A 20,507-nucleotide genomic window follows, 5' to 3' on the forward strand; every position below is an offset into this window, starting at 1 on the left:
CCCCCACGACCTCTCAGACCCCGGCGAGCACCGGGACCTTCAGCAGCGCCCGGATGCGCGCGGCCACCTCGTCGGCGCGTTCGTAGGGCAGCATGTGCCCCGCCTTCGGGAAGTAGACGAACTCCGCCTCCGGCAGCTCGTCCGCGATCACCCTGGCGTGCGGGACCGGGCACAACCGGTCCAGCTGCCCGGCGAGCACGACCGCCGGCGTGCCGCGGAGCGCGGCCAGCGCGAGCCGGCGGTCGTGCCGCGTGATCGCCTCCAGGAAGCCGGCGATGCTCGCGGGGTGCGCGCGCAGGGCCTGTGCCGCGACGTCCAGCACGTCGGCCCGTGCCGCTCCCCGCCCGAACGCGAGCCACCGCGTGAACGGCGCCAGGAAGCCCGGCGTACCGGGCAGGGTGTCCTTGCGCCGCCGTTCGAGCAGGTTCCGCACCCGCGGTTCCACCCTGGGCACCCCTCGCCCGGCGAGGCCGGGAAGGCCAAGGGTGAGCTGGTTCATCTCACCGGACGAGGTGGCCACGAAGGCCACCCCGGCGACCCGGCTCGACACCAGTTCCGGGTGGCGCTCGGCCAGCGCCATGATCGTCATGCCGCCCATCGAATGCCCGGCGAGCACCAGCTTGCCGTCCGGCACCACGGTTTCCAGCACTTCGGCCAGGTCGTCGGCGATCTGCTCGATCGTCGCCGTCGTTTTGGTCGCGGGCGCCGACCGGCCGTGCCCGCGGTGGTCGTACCGCAGCAGCCGCTGCCCCGGCAGCCGCTGGACCACCGGCTCCCAGCAGGTCAGGTCCTGCGTCCAGCCGTGCACCAGCACCAGCGTCACCGCGGCGTCCTCCGGCCCGCTCAGCTCCAGGTGGAGCCGCGTGCCGTCGGCGGTGACGTACTCGCGCGCGCTCACTTGGCCGGCAGGAGGAAGGACTTCTTCCAGAAGTACATCCCCGGTTTGCCGATCAGGCCGGCGTCCTGCAGGAACGGCATGATCTTCTCGCCCGCGTAGGCGATGGTCTGCTGCCAGTTCGGGTTGTTCAGCGCGGCCTCGACCCCGTCACGCGGCCGGATGCCGACCGCCTTGTAGACGTGGGGATTGATGAACGCCCTGGTGACGAAGTAGGAGATCAGCGCGATCAGGAACTGCTGGTAGACCAGCTCCGCGCGGTTCAGCTTGGCCATGCCGCGGGTGACCTCCTCCCGCGCGAAGGTCACGTGGCGGGCTTCCTCCAGCACGTGGATCCGGTTCACCATGCGCACCAGCGGCTGGATCTCCGGGTCGTTCATCTGCTCGCGCTGCAGCCGGTCCAGCACCTCCTCGGCGACCAGGATGGCGCCGTAGCGGGCTGGCCCGTAGCTGATCGCGGGCAGCAGCTTGGCCAGCTGGCGCAGCGCGGGCACCGGCCCGTACGCCGGGCAGCCGATCCGGTCGGCCAGCCGCGCGAACATGGTCGAGTGACGGCACTCGTCGGCCACCTCGGTCAGCGCGTACTGCGCGTGGCTGGTGGTCGGGTCCGTCTCGTAGACCTCCTTGAGCAGCATCTGCATCAGCAGGATCTCGAACCAGAGCCCGGTGGTCGCGACACTGGCGATCTCGTGCTTGCCCAGCTCGATCCGCTGCTCCGGGGTCAGCTTCCGCCACAGGTCCGTGCCGTAGAGGCTGGAGCGGTGCTCCGGGATGTAGTGCTTGCCCGGCACCAGTGGCGCGTCCCAGTCGATGTCGACGTCGGGGTCGTAGAACTTGTTCGCCGAAGACTTGAGCAGTCGTTCCGCGGTCTTTTCCCGACCCGCGTCCTTGAGCGTCCGCGTCATTGCCGACCCTGCCTTCCACACACCCGCACTTGTGTGTAACTTGAGGTAACAGTTACCTCTGGTAGCATGCGAGACATGGTCGGCCGTGTCAAGCGCAACAGCAAGCAAGCCAGCAAGCAGCCCGCCGCCGGGGAGCCGGACACCGGGGACGCCCGGCGCGATCGCTGGCGCAAGCACCGCATCGCGCGGCGCGCGGAGTTCGTCGAGGCCGCGCTGCGGGCGCTCGACCAGCACGGTCCCGACCTCGGCATGGAGGACGTCGCCGCGGAGGCCGGGGTGACCAAGCCGGTGCTGTACCGGCACTTCGAGGACAAGGCTGATCTTTTTGTGGCGCTCGGCCAGCGCGGCACGAACATCCTGTTCGAGCGGTTGATCCCGGCGATCAACGCCGAACTCGCGCCGTTGCCCCGGATCCGCATGGCGCTGGACGCCTTCTTCGGCGTGATCGAGGAGCACCCGAACCTGTACCGCCTGCTGGCGCGCGGGTCGTGGCCGGACAAGCCGGTGGATTCGGACGTGGTGGCGGAGGACAAGGAACTCATCGCGACCGCGCTGACCGCGTTGCTCGGTGACTACATGCGGATGTTCAACATGGATTCGGGCGCCGCGGAACCGTGGGCGCACGGGATCGTCGGCCTGGTGCAGAACACCGGCGAGTGGTGGCTGGAGCGACGGTCGATGAGCCGGGACAGCGTGGTCGAATACCTGACCCAGCTGATCTGGGCGGCGATCGACGGACTGCTGCGCCAGCGGGGCGTGGTGGTCGACCCGAACCTGCCACTGGAGCAGAACAAGGTCGTGCAACTGGTACGGGGAAAGGACGAAACGGCGTGAGCGAGCACGAACACGACGACGAAGACGGCTACACCGGCGACGCCACACTGGTGGTCGGCGAGACGGAACTGGCGGTGCGGGTCCAGCTGCGAGGCCACTTCCAGCCGATCGACGGTTACTACCACTGGTACGGCCGGATCACCGCTTCCCCGGAACTGTCCACTTTGCTGGGTGGCAGGAAAACGAAGGCGGAGATCCGCACCCCGGAAGGCTCGGCCCCGTGCGAACTGTCCGATCCGGACACCTGGGACCGCTACCGCGTCATGGGCACCAGCACCCCACCGTTCCACGTCCCGAAGTCGCTGTCCGAAATCGAAGCCGCCACCGCCTAGCTTTCACGGCAACCGGGGCACCAAACCAGCAACCGGGACACAAACCGGCAGCCGGGGGCCCAATCCCCACCACAGCCACCCAGGTCCGCAGCCAAAACACACTGAAAACCGGGGTGGCGCCCCATCAAGCCCCAGCAGCCACAATCAAGACCGCTTCGGAATCAACTTCCCCGGCCACCGCGACGCCTGATGCAGCACCCACTCCAACGGCCCCCGCCCGATCCACTTCTTCCACGCCACCGCGAAAACCACCGCCACGCCACCGAACCACAGCCAGTGCGTCAGGCTGAACGCGTCCTTCTCCCGGAAGAACCACCAGATCGCCACGAAGTGCGCGGCGTACGCGGTCAGCGCGATCGAGCCCAGGTCCGCGATGGGCCGCAGCAGCCTGCCGTGCCGTCGCGCCAGCAGCATGCAGCCGCCGATCGCGGCCGCCGAGATGCCGATGCAGCCAACCAGGTCGAACGGCGTGTACGAGTGTCCGTTCGCGACGAACTCCCAGGCCAGCGTGGTGGTCGGCGGCGTGCCGAACGACTGGTTCACGTTCTGCTCGTAGAACTCCGCCGGGCTCATCCCGGCCGCGCCCGCCGCCGGGATCAGCGAGCGGTAGATCTCCTCGCGCCCGCCGAGCACGTCCGTGGCCAGCCAGGACGTCGTGTACGCGACGGCCGCGGTGATCGCGCCACCGGCCACCAGCCGGCGGCAGACCAGCTCCGAGCGCAGGTTCATCCGCCCGATCGCCATGCCGGCGAAGATGTAGGCCATCAGGCTCACCGCCGGGAACGTCCCGGTCAGCAGCAGCACCTGCAGGATGTAGTCGAACGACGCGGTGCTGAACGTCTCGATCGTGGCGTCCGGGATCCACAGCACCAGATCACGCGGTGCGATGTGCGACCGGATGGCGAACGACAGGAACGGCATCACCGTGGCGCAGAACGCGGCCCCGGCGATCAGCGCCGGGATGCCGAGCCGCAGGAACGGGATCGCCAGCACAAAACAGGCCCCGTAGTAGGCCAGGATGATCAGGTAACCGGTGTGCAGGTTGGTCAGGAACAGCCCGAGCGCGACCAGCAGCGGGGCCCTGGTCAGCAGCCGCAGCACCACCTGGGCCCACGGCCGCCCGGTCTTGGGCACCTCACCGCCGGACATCAGCGCTATCGACACCCCGGCGAGCACCGCGAACAACGCCGCGGACCGGCCTTCGAACGGCAGGAACGCCAGGTTCAGGCCGCCGTGCGCGGGATGGGGTCCGACGTGCACCGCGTACATGCCGAGCACCGCGACGCCCCTGGCGACGTCGACACCGGTCAGCCGCAGCGCGCGCCGGTCAGGCAAAAGTGCATCGTCGAGCACGCCGGCGCGTGCCTGTGCCGAAGTGACGCCGTCCACCTCATTTCTCCGCATCGCCCGCCGGCGGGCCCCCAGAACCCGCGGAACAGTGTGCCCTGCGTAGCTGAGATGGAGCTAAGAGTGTGGCAAAAACAACGATTTGAACACTTCCGGGGGAAGCCGCTGGCGGCCTCCCCCGGTCAGCGACTATGCGCCGACGGCAAAACCGACCTTGCGCACGTCGTTCGGCGCGATCTCGACGTACGCGATGCGGTCGGCGGGCACCAGGAACTTGCGTCCCTTGTCGTCGGCGATGCGGAACAGCCCGTCAGCGGCGTTCAGCGCCTCCGACACCAGCTTCTCCACCTCCTCGGCGGACTGGCCGCTGGACACCACGAGTTCGCGTGGGGTGTCCTTGATGCCGATCTTGACCTCCACCTGGGACCTCCGCCTGGATCTGGGATAACACGTACGCAGCCAGGCTAACCGAGCCCGAGGACCTGCATTCTCTTGGTGTGACCCTGCTGGAGCCGCCGGAACAGCTGGGCGATGCCGGACAGGTCACCCGATCCGCTGACGATCAGCTCGGCGAGACCGTCACGCTCGGCCACCACGTACTGGGCCTGGGTCAGTGCCTCGCCCAGCAGCCGCCGCCCCCACAGGGCCAGCTTGTCGCGCTGGGTGCGCTCGGCCTGGATGGCCGCCGCCACCTCCTGCTCGGCGAAGGCCGAGTGCCCGGTGTCGGCGAGCACGGTCAGCACCAGGTCCTTGGTCTCCGGGTCCAGCCAGTGCGCGATCTCGCGGTACAGGTCGGCCGCCAGCCCGTCGCCGACGTAGGCCTTCACCAGTGATTCCAGCCACGATTTCGGGGCCGTCGAGGCGTGCCAGGCGTCCAGCGGGCGGACGAACGGTTCCATCGCCCGCTCCACCGTCAACCCGTGCCGCGAGAGGTACTCCGACAGCTGCTGGTAGTGCCCGATCTCGGCCGCCGCCATGCACGACAACGCGGCGCGCCCGCCCAGCGTGGGGGCGGATCTCGCGTCCTCGGCGAGGCGGTCGAACGCGGACAGCTCGCCGTACGCGAGCACCCCCAGCAGATCGACGACACCCTCGCTGATCTTGTCTTTTCCGTCGGTCACGTCCGTGAGCGTAGTCGCCCGCGACGAGTGACCGAGATCACGTGGCGGGCGCGGCGGGTAGTCGTTTCCGGAATCCGGCGGGGTACACTTCGCGTTGGATCAAGAGGATCTGCCGCACCACGATGGCGCATCCCCCGGCGGAAAGACCGGGGCGGACGCGCCGGGGTAGCGGTGACATGTGTGCGTACGCCTCCACACCGACGGCATTCCCGCGAGCCCCAGGCCGCGGTCGAGTGTCACGACGCCAGGCAGTGCGCGCTGGTACGAGAGAGGCGATCACCCTGACCGCAAGCGAAAACCACGACGAGAACATTACTACCGGTAGCGATCCGGTCGCGCTGGAGCACAGCGAGACCGGCCTGCCGGAGACCGACCCGTCCCACCCGCTCCAGGCCGGTGCCCCGGTCGAGCCGGAAGCTCCCACGTTCGCCGAGTTCGGCGTCCGCCCGGAGATCGTGCGCGCACTGGCCGAGAGCGGCATCGAGCGCACCTTCGCCATCCAGTCGCTGACCCTGCCGCTGGCGATGGCCGGCGACGACCTGATCGGCCAGGCCCGCACCGGCATGGGCAAGACGCTGGGCTTCGGCGTGCCGCTGCTGCACCGGATCGTCACCCCCGGCGACGGCACCCCGCAGGCGCTGATCGTGGTGCCGACCCGCGAGCTGTGCCTCCAGGTCGCCCGCGACCTCACCGACGCCGGCAAGCACCTGGGCATCCGCACGCTGGCCATCTACGGCGGCCGCCCGTACGAGCCGCAGATCGCCGCCCTGCGCAAGGGCATCGACGTGGTCATCGGCACGCCGGGCCGCCTGCTCGACCTCGCCGAGCAGAAGCACCTGGTGCTGGGCAAGGTCCGCAACCTGGTGCTGGACGAGGCCGACGAGATGCTCGACCTCGGCTTCCTGCCGGACATCGAGCGCATCCTCGGCATGGTCCCGGACGAGCGCCAGACCATGCTCTTCTCGGCCACCATGCCGGGCCCGATCATCACCCTGGCCAGGACCTTCCTGACCCAGCCGACGCACATCCGCGCCGAGGAGAACGACGCCGGCGCGGTGCACGAGCGCACCACCCAGTTCATCTACCGGGCGCACTCGCTGGACAAGACCGAGCTGATCGCGAAGGTGCTGCAGGCCGAGGGCCGCGGCCTGTGCATGATCTTCACCCGCACCAAGCGCACCGCGCAGAAGGTCGCCGACGAGCTGGCCGAGCGCGGCTTCGCCGCCGCGGCCGTGCACGGTGACCTCGGCCAGGGCGCCCGTGAGCAGGCGCTGCGCGCGTTCCGCTCCGGCAAGGTCGACGTGCTCGTCGCCACCGATGTCGCCGCTCGCGGCATCGACGTCGTCGACGTCACGCACGTGATCAACTACCAGACGCCCGAGGACGAGAAGACCTACGTCCACCGCATCGGCCGCACCGGCCGCGCCGGCAAGACCGGCGTCGCGGTGACCCTGGTCGACTGGGACGACGAAGCCCGCTGGAAGCTCATCTCGGACACGCTCGGCCTGGACATGCCGGAGCCGGTGGAGACCTACTCCACCTCGAAGCACCTGTTCAGCGACCTCGGTATCCCGGAGGACGCCTCGGGCAGGCTGCCGCTGGCCAAGCGCACCCGCGCCGGGCTGTCGGCCGAGCCGGAGGAGAACCTCGGCGGCAAGCGCCGCGGTCGCTCCGAGACCGAGTCCACGGTCAAGCGCACCCGCCGTCCGCGTCGCCGCACCCGCGGCGGAGCCGACGCGGCCGCCGAGATCGAGGCCGCTGACGCCGCCAAGACCAGCGGTGAGGCCCCGGCCGACGGCAAGACCGAGGACCGGCCGCGCCGCCGCCGCACCCGTGGTGCCGGTGGCAGCAAGCCCAACGGGGACGCCTCGGCCACCAACGAGAAGCCCGAATCCGCGGCCGGGGAGAACGGGGAGCGCCCGGCGCGCCGCCGTCGCCGCCGCCGCGCCGGTGCCCCGGCCAACACGGCCGACACACCGGCTTCGGCAGAATGAGCACGTGCCTGAGCCCGAATCGGTAGTCCCGGAGAACGTGCCGGCCGCCGCCTCCGTCACCGAGGAGGAGGCGGCCGTTCCGGCGAAACCGCCGGTCAAAGCACGCAAGTCACCGTGGAACCGCGGCCGTGACAAGGCGATCGCCGCCGGGATCGTGGTCGCGGTGCTGGTCGCCGCCGGAGTGGTGTGGCTGAACAGCGACAGCCGCGCCACCGTCTCGGAGACCGCGGCGGCCGCGCCCACCCTGCCGGACGCGCCCACCGAGGTGCCCGGCACGCTCACCGAGCTGTGGCAGGCCCCGAGCCCGGCCACGCCGGTCCCGGTGGCCGAGGGCACCGCGGTGGTCACCGGCAACGGCGGTGAGGTGGCCGGCCGTGACCCGATGACCGGTGAGGTGCGCTGGCGCTACGCCCGCGACCTGCCGCTCTGCACGGTCGCCGGTGCCTGGTCGAAGGCGGTTGCGCTGTTCCACAAGGACCTCAACTGCAGCGAGGTCACCCAGCTCGACCCCGGTACCGGCAAGCGCACGGCCCTGCGCAACGGCGACAGCGAGCTGGGCACGCAGCTGGTCGACGACGGCTCGCACGTGACCACCACCGGCACCAAGCTGCTCAACACCTGGCGCGACGACCTGGTGCGCAGCATGGAGTACGGCGAGGTCCCGGCGCTGACGAACCCGGGCAAGCAGCCGCGCACCGGCTGCACCTACGCCTCGGTGGCCGCCGGTTCGGGCAAGGTCGGCGTGATCGAGCGGTGCCCGGCGGACCCGGCCGACCGGCTGACCCTGATGAAGGCCACGCCCAAGGAGAGCGACCAGCCCGAGGTCTCCTACAGCTCGGTCACCGCCGGGCGCTCGGTCCGGCTGGTGGCGATCTCCGGCGACTCCACCGCGGTGGCGCTGCCGGAGCAGAACCTGCTGGTCATCTACGACCAGGACGGCAACCAGCGCACCGCCTACCCGCTCGACCTGGCGCCTGCCGACCTGGCCGCGCCGCAGGGCCAGGTGCAGCCGGTGACCAAGGGCACCGGTGGCTTCTACTGGTTCACCGGCTCGAAGACGGTGGCGCTGGCCAGGGCCGATCTCAGTCCACAGTGGACTTTGAACGGCACGCTGGGCCCGGCCGTCGGCTTCGCCGGCCAGCTGGTGGTGCCGGTACCCGGCGGGCTCGCGGTGATCGACGAGACCACCGGCCGCACGCTCCGCACCATCGGCGTCGACCGGCACGGCTACACCGGCCCGGTGCGACTCGCCGCGCTCGGCCCGGTACTGCTGGAACAACGCGGCACCACGCTCGCCGCACTGCGCTAGGGGAACGCATGGGCATTCATCCGGATTCGGGGCTGGCCGAAGGCACCCCGCCGCGACCGTCGCAGCTTTGGCCGCATCGCGCGGAACGCACCGAGTTCGACGGCCCGCACGGGCCGATCGCGGCGTTGCGCACCACCGCCCCAGCCGAGGCGACGGTGCTGCTGGTGCCGGGCTACACCGGTTCCAAGGAGGACTTCGCGCCCCTGCTCGACCAGCTGGCCGACGCCGGTTTCCAGGCCATCGCGATCGACCTGCCCGGCCAGTACGAGTCGCCGGGAGCCGGTGACGAATCCGCCTACACCCCGTCGAAGCTCGGCGAGGTGGTCGCGGAGCTGGTCGCCGGGCTCGGACCGCGGCCGGTGGTGCTGCTGGGGCATTCGTTCGGTGGCCTGGTCGCCCGCGGCGCGGTGCTGGCCGGCGCCCGGATCGCCGGGTTGACCCTGATGGACAGCGGTCCGGGGCAACTGCCCGAAGGCGGCAGGCGAGCCGCGCTCGCGCTCGGGGAACCGCTGCTGCGCCAGGACGGCCTGGCCGCCGCCTACGCGGTGCGCGAGGAGGTCAGCGCCCGGTTCCCGGCCTGGGCACTGGTGCCGGACGAGGTCAAGGCCTTCCTGCGGAAACGGTTCGTCAGCTCCAGCGCGGCGGGCCTGCTCGGCATGGCCGACGTGCTGCGCAACGAGCCGGACCGCGTCGACGAGCTGGCGAAGTCCTTGCGGGACAACAACATTCCCGGTCTGGTGGTGGCCGGCGAGAACGACGACGCGTGGAGCATCCCGGCCCAGCGCGACATGGCCGACCGGCTGGACGTGCCCTTCGCGCTGGTCCCCGGCGCGGCGCACTCCCCGAACACCGAAAACCCCGAGGGCCTGCTCGCGGTCCTGCTACCGGCCTGGCGAAGCTGGACTGGCTAAGCCCACCAGAAGAACCACAAAGTCCCGAAGGTCAGCACCACCACGGCCACCCCGCAAGCCGCCGCGCGCGGGCCGATCAACCGGTCGGCCAGGCGCTGCGCCACCACCACCGCGGCGGCCGCGGCGAAGTGGCCGAGCAGCGAGGGCAGCCCCGGCCCCGGTGAGTCGACGAACAACGCGTAGATCTGGATGACCACTTCCGCCAGCGCGAGCATCGCCATGCCGGCCGCGAAGGCGCCGGTCAGCCCGCGCCACCAGCGGCGGGGCCGGGGTCCGGCAGGCACCGCGTGCGGCTCGGTGGCGTCGGGCACCTCGAACTCGTCGGTCCGCGCGTTCGCGATGTCAGGGTGGTGCACTTCGGGAAACTCTCGCTATTCGTCGTCGGCTTCGAGCGGCGCCAGCAGGTCCCACGACCGCATTTCCGGCATCGCCTGCTGGCCCTCGGCACAGCTGGGCCGGAAATCGCACCAGGAGCAGTGGCGCCCTGTCCTGGCGGGGAAGAGCTCCTGCCCGTCACCGCCTTCGGCCAGGGTATCCGTCGCCTTCTGCAGATCGGCGGCGGTCTCCTCCGCGCGGGTGACGTGGCGCTTGAGGCTTTCCGGTGTGTGCTCGGCGGCGGCGACCGTGCCGGTGGGCACGTGGTGCAGCTCCACCCTGTGGCACGGCATGCGCAGCGTGCGCGTGGCCGCCACGGCGTACATCGCCAGTGCCTGCGCGCTGCGCGCCTCGTACTCGTCTGGCTGGCGGCGGCCGGTCTTGTAGTCGACGATCACCAGCTCACCGTCGCGTTCGTCGATCCGGTCCGCGCGGCCCTCGACGATGATGGTCGGCCCGCCGGGCCCACCGCCGGTCGGCGCGGACACCCAGCGCTCCAGGCCGACCGGGTCGAAGGCGACGTCGTTGCGCTCGACGTACTCGCTGACCCACTCCTGCGCCCGGCGGCGGTACTTCGCGGCCTGCACCTCGTCGAGGAAGCCGGCGTCCTTCCAGTGCTCGGCGACCAGCGCGGCGGCCCGCTGCGGGCTGCGGCGCTCCACCGGCAGGTCGAACAGCGCCTTGAGCGCGTTGTGCACCACCGCGCCGAGCGTGCTGTGCGCCCAGGCACCGGTGCGCTGCGGGGTCGGCCGGTCGAGATAGGTCAGCCGGTACCGGCGCGCGCAGTCGTCGAAGGTGGCCAGCTTGGCCGGGGTCACCCTGGTCAGCCGCCGAGGCTGCTGCTCCCCGAAATCGAACCCGATCTGCGACACGACGCCCAGCGTACGCACCACCACCGACAGTTCCGGAACTAGTGGTCACGATCGGAAGTCTGCCCGGGTCTCGGCGGCCGAGCTTCCCGATCCACCGAATACCCCAGGCGAGCTCCCGATCGCAACCACTAGCCGCCGGTGATGAAGCCCTTCACCGAGTCCGCCACCAGTTCGACCGCGATCGCGGCCAGCAGCAGGCCGGCCACCTTGGCCAGCAGGGTGATCCCGGACTCGCGGATCAGCTTGATCACCACGCCCGAGTACCGCATGCACATCCACAGCACGAAGTGCACGGTCACGATGGCCAGCGCCAGCGCCACGTACGCGCCGACCTTCCCGTCGGCCTGCCGCACGAAAACGATCGTCGCGGCGATCGCGCCCGGGCCGGCCAGCAGCGGGGTGCCCAGCGGCACCAGCGCCACGTTGACGTCGTCGGCCACCTCGGGATCGGTGCTGCCCTTGCCGGTCAGCAGGTCCAGCGCGATGAGCAGCAGGAGCAGCCCGCCCGCGCCCTGCAGTGCCGGGATGCCGATGTGCAGGTAGGCCAGGATCGCCTGCCCGGCGATGGCGAACAGCGAGATCACCAGCAGCGAGACCAGCACCGCCTGCCGGGCCGCGCGGGCGCGCACCGCGGGTGACTTCCGGCCGGTCAGGCTGAGGAAGACCGGCACCGTGCCGGGCGGGTCCATGATCACCACCAGGGTGATCGTGGCCTCCATGAACAGTGTGGCGTCGAAGTAGTCCGAGAAGGCCATCAGCCGGTTACCAGGTGCGAGCCGGTGGCCCGGCCGACCAGCTCCTCGAACGCTTCCGGCGCGGTCAGGTCCGCGCCGAGCGCGATGGTCTTGTTGGTGCCGTGGTAGTCGCTCGAACCGGTCACCACCAGGTCGAGGTCGGCGGCCAGCGCGCGAAGGCGGTCACGATCGGCGGGCTCGTGGTTCGGGTGGTCCACCTCGAGGCCGGTCAGCCCGAGCGCGGCCAGCTTCGCGATGGCCTCCTCGCTCAGGATCGGCCCGCGGGTGTGCGCGAACGCGTGCGCCAGCACGGTCACCCCGCCGGCCGCGGCGATCATCTCGAGCGCGGTCTCCACCAGGGTGTCCGCGCCCGGCACGTAGTACCCGCGCCCGCTGGCCAGGTACCGCGCGAAAGCTTCGTCCACAGTGGACACCGTACCCGCCCGGACCAGCGCCTGCGCGAGATGCGGTCGCCCGGCCGGCGAGTCGTCCGGCAGCAGGCCGAGCACCTCGTCCGGGTCCACCGGCAGGCCGTCGGCGGCCATCCGCTCGGCCATCGTGCGCACCCGTGTGCGCCGCTGCAGGCGCAGCCTGCGCTGCTCGGCGGCCAGCACCTCGGCGTCCGGGTCGAACAGGTACCCCAGCAGGTGCACACCGATCCGCGCACCCGGCGGACCGGACACGCAGGACATTTCGGCACCCGGCACCAGGGTGAGGCCGCGTGGCAGCGCCTCGATGGCCGGTCGCCAGCCCGCGGTGGTGTCGTGATCGGTCAGCGCGATCACGTTCAGCCCCGCGGCGGCGGCAGCGGCCATCAGCTCGGCGGGACTGTCCGTCCCGTCGGAGACCGTGGAGTGGGTGTGCAGATCTATGCGCACAGCGTCCATTCTGGACGATGTCGCCGGTCACACCGCAATCAGCCCACCATGCGCTTGCCGCGCGCGGCGCGCTGGGCCTTGATCATCGAGAACCGCTCGGCCTGCTTCTGCTTGTCGCCGAAGACCAGCTCGGAGATGGTGTCGTAGAACTCCTCCGGTCGCGGGAGGTAGTCGATCTTGTTCAGCGCCTGGATCTGACCGGCCGACTCGACCACCATGGTGCCGTAGCCGAGCATGCGCCCCCAGGCCGTGCGCTGGTAGGTGAGGTCGGTGACCTTGCTGATCGGCATCATCAGCACCTTGGTGGTGAACACCCCGGTGGTCATCACGAACCGCTTGTCGGTGACCACCAGCCGCTCGACCCACCACTCCATCACCAGGTAGGCGAAGCGCAGGATGACCAGCAGCGCCGCGTACCAGAGGATGTTGTTGACCAGCCACATCGACGGCGGCAGCACGTACGACACCAGCACGCAGATGGCCAGCAGCGCCGCCGCCTCGAAGCTGTCCCACAGGAGCGTCGCCCAGTGGCGCCGGACGCGGATCACCCGGCGCTCGGTGTCGAGGAGGTACTCGTCTGGGTCGCGGGGAGCGAACATCAGCTCAGGCTAACCCCTGTTTCCTCAGCTGAACACGTTGCTGACGAAGGTGATCACCGATTCGGCCGATTCGCGAAGGAAGGTGATGATGTTCGTGACGAGACCCGCCGCACCCTGCGGCTGGGCGATCACGAAGAACAGCACCAACGCAATACCAGCGAACGTCAGGAGCTTCTTCGCGTTCATGACGATCAATCCCGTCTCTGTGTCCGACCCTGTCCGCCAAGGTAGCCAATAACGTTGTACCGCACTGCGCCGCTCAACGGGAAGAATGTCCCGCGCTTGGGTCAGCCGCCGCGAGCGATGGTACCGGACAGCTACTCTAGGTGACCTAGCAGGCCGCTCGAAGATCATTCGGAGGCCGCCACGCCCAGGAAGGCCCAGTTCGGCACCGGTTCGGCGGCTGCACTCGGTCACCGGCCCAGTGCACCCCGAACGGCCCAGCCGATGATCATCACGGGTAACCAGAGTCACATTCACCCCATCCGAGAACCGGCGACAATCCGTCGGATGAACCAGTCGAGGATCCGCTGCGTAGGCGGCATCGCGTTGGACTCCGGCGGCCGCCTCCTGCTGATCCGGCGGGCCAACGAGCCGGGCGCCGGGCTGTGGTCGCTGCCGGGCGGGCGGGTGGAACGGGATGAAACGGACAATGACGCGCTGATCCGGGAAATGCGCGAGGAAACCGCGCTCGAAGTGGTGCCGGGGGAACTGGTCGGCATGGTCGAGCGCGGCCCGTTCGACATCTACGACTACCGCTGCACCGCGGTCGCGGGCGCCCTGACGGCCGGGGACGACGCCTCGGACGCCCGCTGGGTGTCGAGCGCCGAGTTCGCCGCGCTGGAGCGCTCCGGCGAACTGGTGCCGCTCCTCGCCGAAACCCTGCGCTCGTGGAACGCGCTCCCGGCCTAGCCGCCCCGGGTGCCGTGAAAGCCGCATTCACCGCACTCGGGCGCGTCCTCCTGGCGGGCGCGCCCGCCTAGAGCCAGGTCATGCGCTGGCCGTGTGGTGCCGTCCTCGCCAGTGCCGTCGCCCGTGGCCCGCCATCGCCGAATTCGACCAGGCCCAGCGTGCTGGTGCCGGTGTCGGCGAAGCGCAGGTCGTCCCGGCCGGGCAGCAGCGGCTCGATCCCGACCTCATAGGCCTCCTGGCTCACCCACCACACCGGCCGTCCCAGCCCGGCCACCGCGTCGACGAACGCGGCCCGCTTGTCCGCGGGCAGGTACGTGACCACGTGGCTGGTCAGCAACACCAGCGGCAACTCGGCGGGCAACCGGTCCACCGCGGCGGGCAGGTCGTCCACCAGGTCCCCGGTGACCAGCTCCGGCGGGTTCTTCCGCTGGGCCGCCGCCGCGGTCCGCAGCAGCCGGATCCGGTCGGGCTGGTCGGCCCACACGCACGCCTCCAGCCAGGCCAGCTCGTCCTCGTCGGCCGCGTCCACCGGCGCGCGGTCCAGGCCGAGCTTCGCGCCGACCGGCAGCTTCTTCGGCAGCTTGGGCGCCACCGCGCCCTCGGCCAGCTCCAGCGCGCAGTGCAGGCCGACCGCCGACTTGGCCGGTCCGGCGGTGAGCTGGTCGCCGCCGCACTGGTAGCGGTAGCCGAAGGTGTCCATGCCCAGCAGCAGCCCGGCGCTGCAGCCCGCTTCGAGCAGCGCGACCTTGCCGCCTGCCGCCTTGGCCGCCAGCGCCACCGCCGGGTACAGCAGCGCCGCCCGGCGCACCTCGTTGGTCTGCGTGTACCGCGAGGCGATCAGCGCCTTGGCCTTCTCCACCCGTTCGATCAGGAAACCGCGGAACTCCGGCCACGTCCCGGCGTCCACGCCGTCGAACCCGCCGAGCGACGGGTAGTAGCGCGACAGCGGGTGGATCGGCTCGGCCTGGACCAGCCGGTGCGCCGTGGCGAACAGCAGCGGCGCCCGCGCGTCCTCCGCCGCGGGCGCGGCGAGCAGCAGCCCGGCGATCTCGTCGTCCTCGGCGGCGTGCGCGGCCAGGTGCTCGTACAGCGGCGAGACGCCGGCCGCCTCCTTCTCGGCGAAGGCGGCCAGCCGACGCTTGATCTCGGCGAGCGGATCACTCATGCGGCACCGGGCGGCCGGGCTGCTCGCCACCCCTTGCCTCGCCGTAGGACTGCTTGGGCACCATCACCTTGCGGCGGAAGACGCACACGATCGTGCCGTCCTGCTTGTAACCGCGCGTTTCCACGTACACCACTCCGCGATCGTCCTTGGACTTCGACGGCGTCTTGTCCAGTACCTCGGTCTCGCCGTAGATGGTGTCACCGTGGAAGGTCGGCTTCACGTGCTTGAGCGATTCGACCTCCAGGTTGGCGATCGCCTTGCCCGAGACGTCCGGCACCGACATGCCCAGCAGCAGCGAATAGATGTAGTTGCCGACCACCACGTTCTTGCCGAAGTCGGTGGTTTCCCCCGCGTAGTGCGCGTCGAGGTGCAGCGGGTGGTGGTTCATGGTCAGCAGGCAGAAGAGGTGGTCGTCGTACTCGGTGACCGTTTTGCCCGGCCAGTGCTTGTACACGGCCCCGACCTCGAACTCCTCGAAATAGCGCCCGAACTGCACGCGGCTTCCTCCTCGGCGGGTAACGCCACACCTACCTGCGGCGACAAGGACTCATGTCGAGGAGTACCCTTGACCATCGGTGTCGGTGCGTCAACGCGAGCATCGACACGTGGCAGAAGTCCCCGGCCCGGAGGAGGTGAGGTACGCAGTGAGTACAGGCGATAGTCCGCTCCCTAGTAGTACCAGCGTCCTCACACACCGGTCCGGCTCACGTTCTCCCTGGTAGAGCCCTTCGCGGACGCTGGCAGTGTCGTCACTGTGCCCAGGCACGACGTCAGCCCAGGAGTTGCCATGCCTTCTCTTCCCTCCCTGCGCGGCCGCGGAAATGGCCGCGGTGACGGTCCGCGCCCGCTGCCCGTCCCCCTTTCGGCGTACGTGGTGGACTGCGCGGTCTACGACGAGGGCGCGCGCCTGTCCGGGCGCTGGACGCACTCCGAGGCGATCGAAGAGGTCCGGCGGCGGGGTTCCGGCTTCGTCTGGATCGGCCTGCACGAGCCGGACGAGGAGCAGATCCAGGGCGTCGCGGAGACCTTCGGCCTGCACGAGCTGGCGGTGGAGGACGCGGTGCACGCGCACCAGCGCCCGAAGCTGGAGCGCTACGACGACAACCTGTTCCTGGTACTGAAGACAGTTCGCTACGTCGAACACGAATCTCCCAGCACTGCCAACGAAATCGTCGAGACCGGCGAGCTGATGGCCTTCCTGGGCAAGGACTTCATCGTCACCGTCCGGCACGGCAACCACTCCGGCCTGGCCCGGCTGCGCCGGGAACTGGACCAGGAGCCCGAGCGGCTGCACCTGGGCCCGGCCGCGGTGCTGCACGCCATCGCCGACCACGTGGTCGACCACTACCTGGACGTGACCGACCACCTCGAGGACGACATCGACGAGATGGAGGCGCAGGTCTTCGCGCCGCGCTCGTCGGTGACCGCCGAGACGATCTACTTCATGAAGCGCGAAGTGCTGGAGATGCGCCGCGCGGTGATGCCGCTGGCCACCCCGCTCAAGCGGCTCGCCGAGGGGCACAGCAGGCTGGTGCCGGACGAGGTGCGCTCGTACTTCCGCGACGTCGACGACCACCTCACCCAGGTCTCCGAGCGGGTGGTCAACTTCGACGAGCTGCTCACCACGCTGGTCGACGCCACGCTGGCCAAGATCACGCTGCAGCAGAACACCGACATGCGCAAGATCACCTCGTGGGCGGCGATCATCGCGGTGCCCACCATGGGCGTCGGCGTGTACGGGATGAACTTCGACTACATGCCCGAACTGCACTGGCGCTTCGGCTATCCGATGGTGATGGGCCTGATCCTCATCGTCTGCCTGATCCTCTACCGAATATTCCGGAAGAACCGCTGGCTCTGAGTCACCTTTCTTCCCGTGAATCCTCGAGGAGGTTTACCGTGGTACGGCTGCTGACCAACCTCAAGTTCTGGGCGCTCGCCCTGTCCCTGTCCTGGCTGATCGTGGTGATCGCGATCATCGCCAAGAACCCCGACTTCGCCCACGGGGCGCAGTGAAGTTCACCCGGCGGCGGCTGGTGCTGTCCGGGGTGGTGGTACTGGCCGTGGCCTGGTTCGGTTATCTCACCACGCTGGTGGCGACCGAACCGGAGCCCGGCGCCGACTCGGCCGAGCAGTTGCGCGGCGAGCTGGCCGTCGCGCTGAACGAACGCGACGCCGCCGGCCTCGCCGATCTGCTCGACTACCCGCAGGCCGACCGGGAGAACTTCGCGCAGTCCTATGTCGAGGACCTCGGCGATGCCGGGGTGCACGACGTGCGCGTGGTGCTGCGTGGCGAAGTCGCGGTGGTGGAGGCGGAACTGCGCGACGGTGCCCCGTTCAGCTACGCGCTGGCGGTCAAGGAGAGCGCCGGCCGCTGGCTGGCCGGGTTTTCGCCGCCGGTGCCCTGAGTGCCGCTGTCGTAGGCTGGGGTCATGCTCCGCGCGCTGGTGGTGGCCGACGAGGTGGACGAACGGTTGTGGGCCGGCGCCACCGGGGGTCTCGCGGTCGACCTCATTCTCGGTGCCGGTGATCTGCCGTTCGACTACCTGGAATTCCTCGCCAACGCGCTGGACCGGCCGTGCGTTTTCGTGCCGGGTAACCATGATCCCGATCTGTCCGGCTTCACCAGGTACGGAGGTCTGTCCATGCGGGACGGTTTCCCGGCACACTGGCCAGGTCCGGCGGGCGGGGTGAACGCCGACGGGCGGGTGGTCGACGTGGCCGGGCTGCGCATCGCCGGGCTCGGCGGTTCGATCCGCTACAACGACGGCCCGAACCAGTGGACGCAGGCGCAGCAGGCACGCCGCGCCCGCCGGCTGGTGCGCCGGGCGGCCAGACGCAAGCGTCGCGACGGCCGCGGGGTGGACGTCCTGCTGACGCACTCGCCGCCCCGGCACCTCGGTGACCGGGAGGATCCGCCGCACCACGGTTTCGACTGCCTGCACCGGACCACAGAGAAGCTCGCGCCGCGCTGGCTGCTGCACGGTCACATCCACCCGCACGGCGAGGCGACGCCCGACCGGCGCATCGGGGAAACCGTGGTGCGCAACGTGGTCGGGTACCACATCATTTCCTTCGAAGGGGTGGGGCGATGAAGGGTGACACCGGTTTTCCCAGGGCCGACGCGGAAAGCGACTTCCTGCGCGCCCGGCGGCGGCAGGTGCTCTCGCGACTGGCCAACTGGCTCCGCCGCGAACCCGACGACGTCAACATCATGCTGCCGTTCCACGAGGTGGTGGACGCGCTGGGCTGGGCGGGCGAGCGGCGGATCGGGCTCAGGGTGATCCAGCTTTCGTCCATTGTGGGCAGTGTGGACCGCGGCCGGGACTTCGACCGCCGGTTCCGCCCGACCTCGGGCCGGGTGCGCGAACGCTGGGAACGGCTCGCACTGGCAGCCCGGCGCGGGGAGAGCATTCCGCCGATCGAGGTGTACCGGATCGGGGAACTGCACTTCATCATCGACGGGCACCACCGCGTCTCGGTGGCGCACGCGATGGGACTGGGCACGATCGACGCGCAGGTGACGGAGGTGCGAACCAAACTGGACCCGGCGGGCATCCGGTACCGCGGGGACCTGATCGTCAAGGACTACCGGCGCATCTTCCTGGAGCGGGTGCCACTGACCGGGCAGGCGCGGGCGTCGGTGATCGTCACGGATCCGTGGGACTACGCGGAACTCGGTGAGCACGTGGAGGCGTGGGGCTTCCGGCTGATGCAGGACGAAGGCGCCTTCCTGGACCGCCCGACGATCGCCGCGCGGTGGTACGCCGAGGAGTACGAGCCGGTGGTGCGGATGCTGCACCAGGCCGACCTGATCCGGGGCCGCACCGAAGCCGAGGCTTACATGTGGGTGGCCGGGGAGCGGTACCGCCTGATCCGCACCCACCGCTGGGACGACGAGGTGATCGAAACCCTGCGCACGCGCCGTTAGGCCGCCACGCTCCAGAAGCCCTGCCGCCGACCAGGCCCGCCCCCGAGCGCACAACCCCCGGAAACCGGCCAGCCCTCCCCCTCACCCCGGTCCACGGCCAAAACACGGCGAAGACCCCGATGTCAAGGCATCTTTCCCGCCTTGACATCGGGGTCTTCGCCGTAGTCACACTAAAAACCGGGGTGGCGCCCCAACAGCAAACCTCAGCCAGCGTAAGTCAGATTCTTCCCCGAAGACGGATCAAAAATCTGCACCTTGTCCGCGTCGAACCAGATGTCAAGCGGCTCCCCTTCCTTGGCCCCCGAAGACGCCGACAGCCGAGTAACGATCGCCGAGCCGCTGTCCGGCACATCCGCCGAACCGCTGTCGGCGGCCAGGTCGGCCAGGTCCGTGGAGGTCGCCTCGGAACCTTCGACCGAGAAGTGGGCGTACTTCTCCGAGCCCATCGACTCCAGCACGTCCACCGTCGCGGTGAAGGTGACGCCGCCGCTCTTCTGCGCGTCGTCGAGCAGCGCGGCGTCCTCGAAGTGCTCCGGCCGGACACCGGCGATCACCTCACGACCGCCACCGGACGCCTCCACCAGCTGCCGCACCCGGTCGCTCAGCGTGATCCGGCCGAACGGGCTCTGCAGCGCGCCCTCCTCCAGCGTGGCAGGCACGAAGTTCATCGACGGGGAGCCGATGAACCCGGCCACGAAGAGGTTCGCCGGGTTTTCGTAGAGGAACTGCGGCGACCCGATCTGCTGCACGTACCCACCCCGCAGCACCACGACCCGGTCGCCGAGGGTCATCGCCTCGGTCTGGTCGTGCGTGACGTAGAGCGTGGTGGTGCCCAGCTGCTTCTGCAGCTTGGACACCGAGGTCCGCATCTGCCCGCGCAGCTTGGCGTCCAGGTTGGACAGTGGCTCGTCCATCAGGAACGCCTTGGGGCTGCGCACGATCGCCCGGCCCATCGCCACCCGCTGGCGCTGGCCACCGGAGAGGTTGGCCGGCTTGCGCTCCAGGTGCTGGGTCAGGTCGAGGATCCGCGCGGCTTCGTCCACCTTGGACTTGACCGTCGCATCGTCCACTTTGGCCAGCCGAAGCGGGAAGGCCATGTTCTCCCGCACGCTCATGTGCGGGTAGAGCGCGTAGGACTGGAACACCATGGCGATGTCGCGGTCCTTCGGCGCCTTCTCGTTGACGCGCTTGCCGTCGATGCGCAGCTCGCCGGAGGAGATGTCCTCCAGCCCAGCCACCATGTTCAGCGTGGTCGACTTCCCGCAGCCGGACGGGCCGACCAGGATGATGAACTCGCCGTCGGCGATCTCCAGGTTGACCTCGGACACCGCGAGCGCTCCGTCGGGGTAGCGCTTGCTCACATTCTCGAGAACGATCTCAGCCATTTCCGCAC

Annotated in this window: 24 protein-coding genes; 10 read left to right on the forward strand and 14 right to left on the reverse strand. The window is 69.9% G+C overall.

What is annotated here, in order from left to right; translation table 11 throughout:
* Positions 1-13: 13 nt before the first annotated feature.
* Together YIM_RS42040 and YIM_RS42045 are read right to left on the reverse strand one after the other, a co-directional pair.
* Positions 14-898, reverse strand: a complete 885-nt coding sequence (locus tag YIM_RS42040) for an alpha/beta fold hydrolase (RefSeq protein WP_194239924.1) — start codon at positions 896-898, stop codon at positions 14-16.
* Positions 895-1,800: a diiron oxygenase gene (locus tag YIM_RS42045; protein ID WP_153035662.1), complete on the reverse strand. Its 906-nt coding sequence runs from the start codon at positions 1,798-1,800 to the stop codon at positions 895-897. Before YIM_RS42045 ends, YIM_RS42040 begins: the two co-directional genes overlap by 4 nt.
* Before the next feature lie 75 nt (positions 1,801-1,875).
* Here YIM_RS42045 and YIM_RS42050 point away from each other — a divergent pair, with 75 nt between their 5' ends.
* Together YIM_RS42050 and YIM_RS42055 are read left to right on the forward strand one after the other, a co-directional pair.
* On the forward strand, positions 1,876-2,634 hold the full coding sequence (locus YIM_RS42050) for a TetR/AcrR family transcriptional regulator (protein WP_370468920.1): 759 nt from the start codon (positions 1,876-1,878) through the stop codon (positions 2,632-2,634).
* Positions 2,631-2,966, forward strand: a complete 336-nt coding sequence (locus tag YIM_RS42055) for a DUF4873 domain-containing protein (protein WP_153035664.1) — start codon at positions 2,631-2,633, stop codon at positions 2,964-2,966. The genes YIM_RS42050 and YIM_RS42055 overlap by 4 nt, the downstream gene beginning before the upstream one ends.
* A gap of 144 nt (positions 2,967-3,110) precedes the next feature.
* Here the strand turns inward: YIM_RS42055 and YIM_RS42060 are convergent, their stop codons facing one another.
* The 3 genes from YIM_RS42060 to YIM_RS42070 all read right to left on the reverse strand — a co-directional run bounded on the left by YIM_RS42060 (position 3,111) and on the right by YIM_RS42070 (position 5,434).
* Positions 3,111-4,355 (reverse strand): acyltransferase family protein, encoded by a 1,245-nt coding sequence (locus YIM_RS42060; RefSeq protein WP_228004357.1) that lies wholly within the window; start codon positions 4,353-4,355, stop codon positions 3,111-3,113.
* 147 nt (positions 4,356-4,502) lie between these two features.
* Positions 4,503-4,733, reverse strand: coding sequence for a DUF3107 domain-containing protein (locus YIM_RS42065; RefSeq protein WP_153035666.1), 231 nt, complete (start codon positions 4,731-4,733; stop codon positions 4,503-4,505).
* A 44-nt stretch (positions 4,734-4,777) separates the two neighbouring features.
* Positions 4,778-5,434, reverse strand: coding sequence for a ferritin-like fold-containing protein (locus YIM_RS42070; protein ID WP_153035667.1), 657 nt, complete (start codon positions 5,432-5,434; stop codon positions 4,778-4,780).
* Positions 5,435-5,685: 251 nt separating this feature from the next.
* Between YIM_RS42070 and YIM_RS42075 the strand changes: the two genes are divergently transcribed.
* Genes YIM_RS42075 through YIM_RS42085 form a run of 3 tightly spaced genes read left to right on the forward strand, consistent with a single transcriptional unit; the run spans position 5,686 to position 9,648 of the window.
* The gene (locus tag YIM_RS42075; RefSeq protein ID WP_194239925.1) at positions 5,686-7,428 is read left to right on the forward strand and encodes a DEAD/DEAH box helicase; all 1,743 of its coding nucleotides are present in this window, start codon (positions 5,686-5,688) and stop codon (positions 7,426-7,428) included.
* Between the two features lie 4 nt (positions 7,429-7,432).
* Positions 7,433-8,737, forward strand: a complete 1,305-nt coding sequence (locus YIM_RS42080) for a hypothetical protein (RefSeq protein WP_194239926.1) — start codon at positions 7,433-7,435, stop codon at positions 8,735-8,737.
* A gap of 8 nt (positions 8,738-8,745) precedes the next feature.
* A complete protein-coding gene (locus tag YIM_RS42085; protein WP_153035668.1) occupies positions 8,746-9,648 on the forward strand; it encodes an alpha/beta fold hydrolase in 903 nt (300 codons plus the stop codon).
* Here the strand turns inward: YIM_RS42085 and YIM_RS42090 are convergent.
* The 6 genes from YIM_RS42090 to YIM_RS42115 form a co-directional block, all read right to left on the reverse strand.
* Positions 9,645-10,004: a hypothetical protein gene (locus YIM_RS42090; protein ID WP_228004358.1), complete on the reverse strand. Its 360-nt coding sequence runs from the start codon at positions 10,002-10,004 to the stop codon at positions 9,645-9,647. The genes YIM_RS42085 and YIM_RS42090 overlap by 4 nt on opposite strands.
* 15 nt (positions 10,005-10,019) lie before the next feature.
* Positions 10,020-10,895 (reverse strand): PD-(D/E)XK nuclease family protein, encoded by an 876-nt coding sequence (locus YIM_RS42095; RefSeq protein WP_194239927.1) that lies wholly within the window; start codon positions 10,893-10,895, stop codon positions 10,020-10,022.
* Between the two features lie 128 nt (positions 10,896-11,023).
* Positions 11,024-11,650, reverse strand: coding sequence for a MarC family protein (locus YIM_RS42100; RefSeq protein WP_153035669.1), 627 nt, complete (start codon positions 11,648-11,650; stop codon positions 11,024-11,026).
* Positions 11,650-12,516 carry a PHP domain-containing protein gene (locus tag YIM_RS42105; RefSeq protein WP_153035670.1) on the reverse strand — a complete coding sequence of 289 codons (867 nt, stop codon included), beginning with the start codon at positions 12,514-12,516 and terminating at the stop codon, positions 11,650-11,652. Before YIM_RS42105 ends, YIM_RS42100 begins: the two co-directional genes overlap by 1 nt.
* Before the next feature lie 29 nt (positions 12,517-12,545).
* Positions 12,546-13,106: a PH domain-containing protein gene (locus YIM_RS42110; RefSeq protein WP_153035671.1), complete on the reverse strand. Its 561-nt coding sequence runs from the start codon at positions 13,104-13,106 to the stop codon at positions 12,546-12,548.
* 24 nt (positions 13,107-13,130) lie between these two features.
* Positions 13,131-13,292, reverse strand: a complete 162-nt coding sequence (locus YIM_RS42115) for a hypothetical protein (protein ID WP_113696211.1) — start codon at positions 13,290-13,292, stop codon at positions 13,131-13,133.
* Between the two features lie 324 nt (positions 13,293-13,616).
* Between YIM_RS42115 and YIM_RS42120 the strand changes: the two genes are divergently transcribed.
* Complete coding sequence (locus tag YIM_RS42120; RefSeq protein ID WP_153035672.1) at positions 13,617-14,018, forward strand: NUDIX hydrolase; 402 nt, start codon at positions 13,617-13,619, stop codon at positions 14,016-14,018.
* A 67-nt stretch (positions 14,019-14,085) separates the two neighbouring features.
* On the opposite strand, the gene YIM_RS42125 is transcribed toward YIM_RS42120, so the two are convergent.
* Complete coding sequence (locus tag YIM_RS42125) at positions 14,086-15,183, reverse strand: DUF2332 domain-containing protein (RefSeq protein WP_153035673.1); 1,098 nt, start codon at positions 15,181-15,183, stop codon at positions 14,086-14,088.
* Positions 15,176-15,679, reverse strand: a complete 504-nt coding sequence (locus YIM_RS42130; RefSeq protein ID WP_153035674.1) for a MaoC family dehydratase — start codon at positions 15,677-15,679, stop codon at positions 15,176-15,178. Before YIM_RS42130 ends, YIM_RS42125 begins: the two co-directional genes overlap by 8 nt.
* Positions 15,680-15,970: 291 nt before the next feature.
* Between YIM_RS42130 and corA the strand changes: the two genes are divergently transcribed.
* The 4 genes from corA to YIM_RS42150 all read left to right on the forward strand — a co-directional run bounded on the left by corA (position 15,971) and on the right by YIM_RS42150 (position 19,114).
* Positions 15,971-17,044: a magnesium/cobalt transporter CorA gene (corA, locus tag YIM_RS42135; RefSeq protein ID WP_153035675.1), complete on the forward strand. Its 1,074-nt coding sequence runs from the start codon at positions 15,971-15,973 to the stop codon at positions 17,042-17,044.
* A 151-nt stretch (positions 17,045-17,195) separates the two neighbouring features.
* On the forward strand, positions 17,196-17,591 hold the full coding sequence (locus YIM_RS42140) for a hypothetical protein (RefSeq protein WP_153035676.1): 396 nt from the start codon (positions 17,196-17,198) through the stop codon (positions 17,589-17,591).
* Positions 17,592-17,615: 24 nt separating this feature from the next.
* On the forward strand, positions 17,616-18,278 hold the full coding sequence (locus YIM_RS42145; protein WP_153035677.1) for a metallophosphoesterase: 663 nt from the start codon (positions 17,616-17,618) through the stop codon (positions 18,276-18,278).
* On the forward strand, positions 18,275-19,114 hold the full coding sequence (locus tag YIM_RS42150) for a chromosome partitioning protein ParB (RefSeq protein WP_153035678.1): 840 nt from the start codon (positions 18,275-18,277) through the stop codon (positions 19,112-19,114). Before YIM_RS42145 ends, YIM_RS42150 begins: the two co-directional genes overlap by 4 nt.
* A 203-nt stretch (positions 19,115-19,317) precedes the next feature.
* Here YIM_RS42150 and YIM_RS42155 read toward each other — a convergent pair whose 3' ends face one another.
* A complete protein-coding gene (locus YIM_RS42155; RefSeq protein WP_153035679.1) occupies positions 19,318-20,499 on the reverse strand; it encodes an ABC transporter ATP-binding protein in 1,182 nt (393 codons plus the stop codon).
* Between the last annotated feature and the right edge of the window lie 8 nt (positions 20,500-20,507).

The organism is Amycolatopsis sp. YIM 10 (assembly GCF_009429145.1).
Taxonomy (GTDB): Bacteria; Actinomycetota; Actinomycetes; order Mycobacteriales; family Pseudonocardiaceae; genus Amycolatopsis.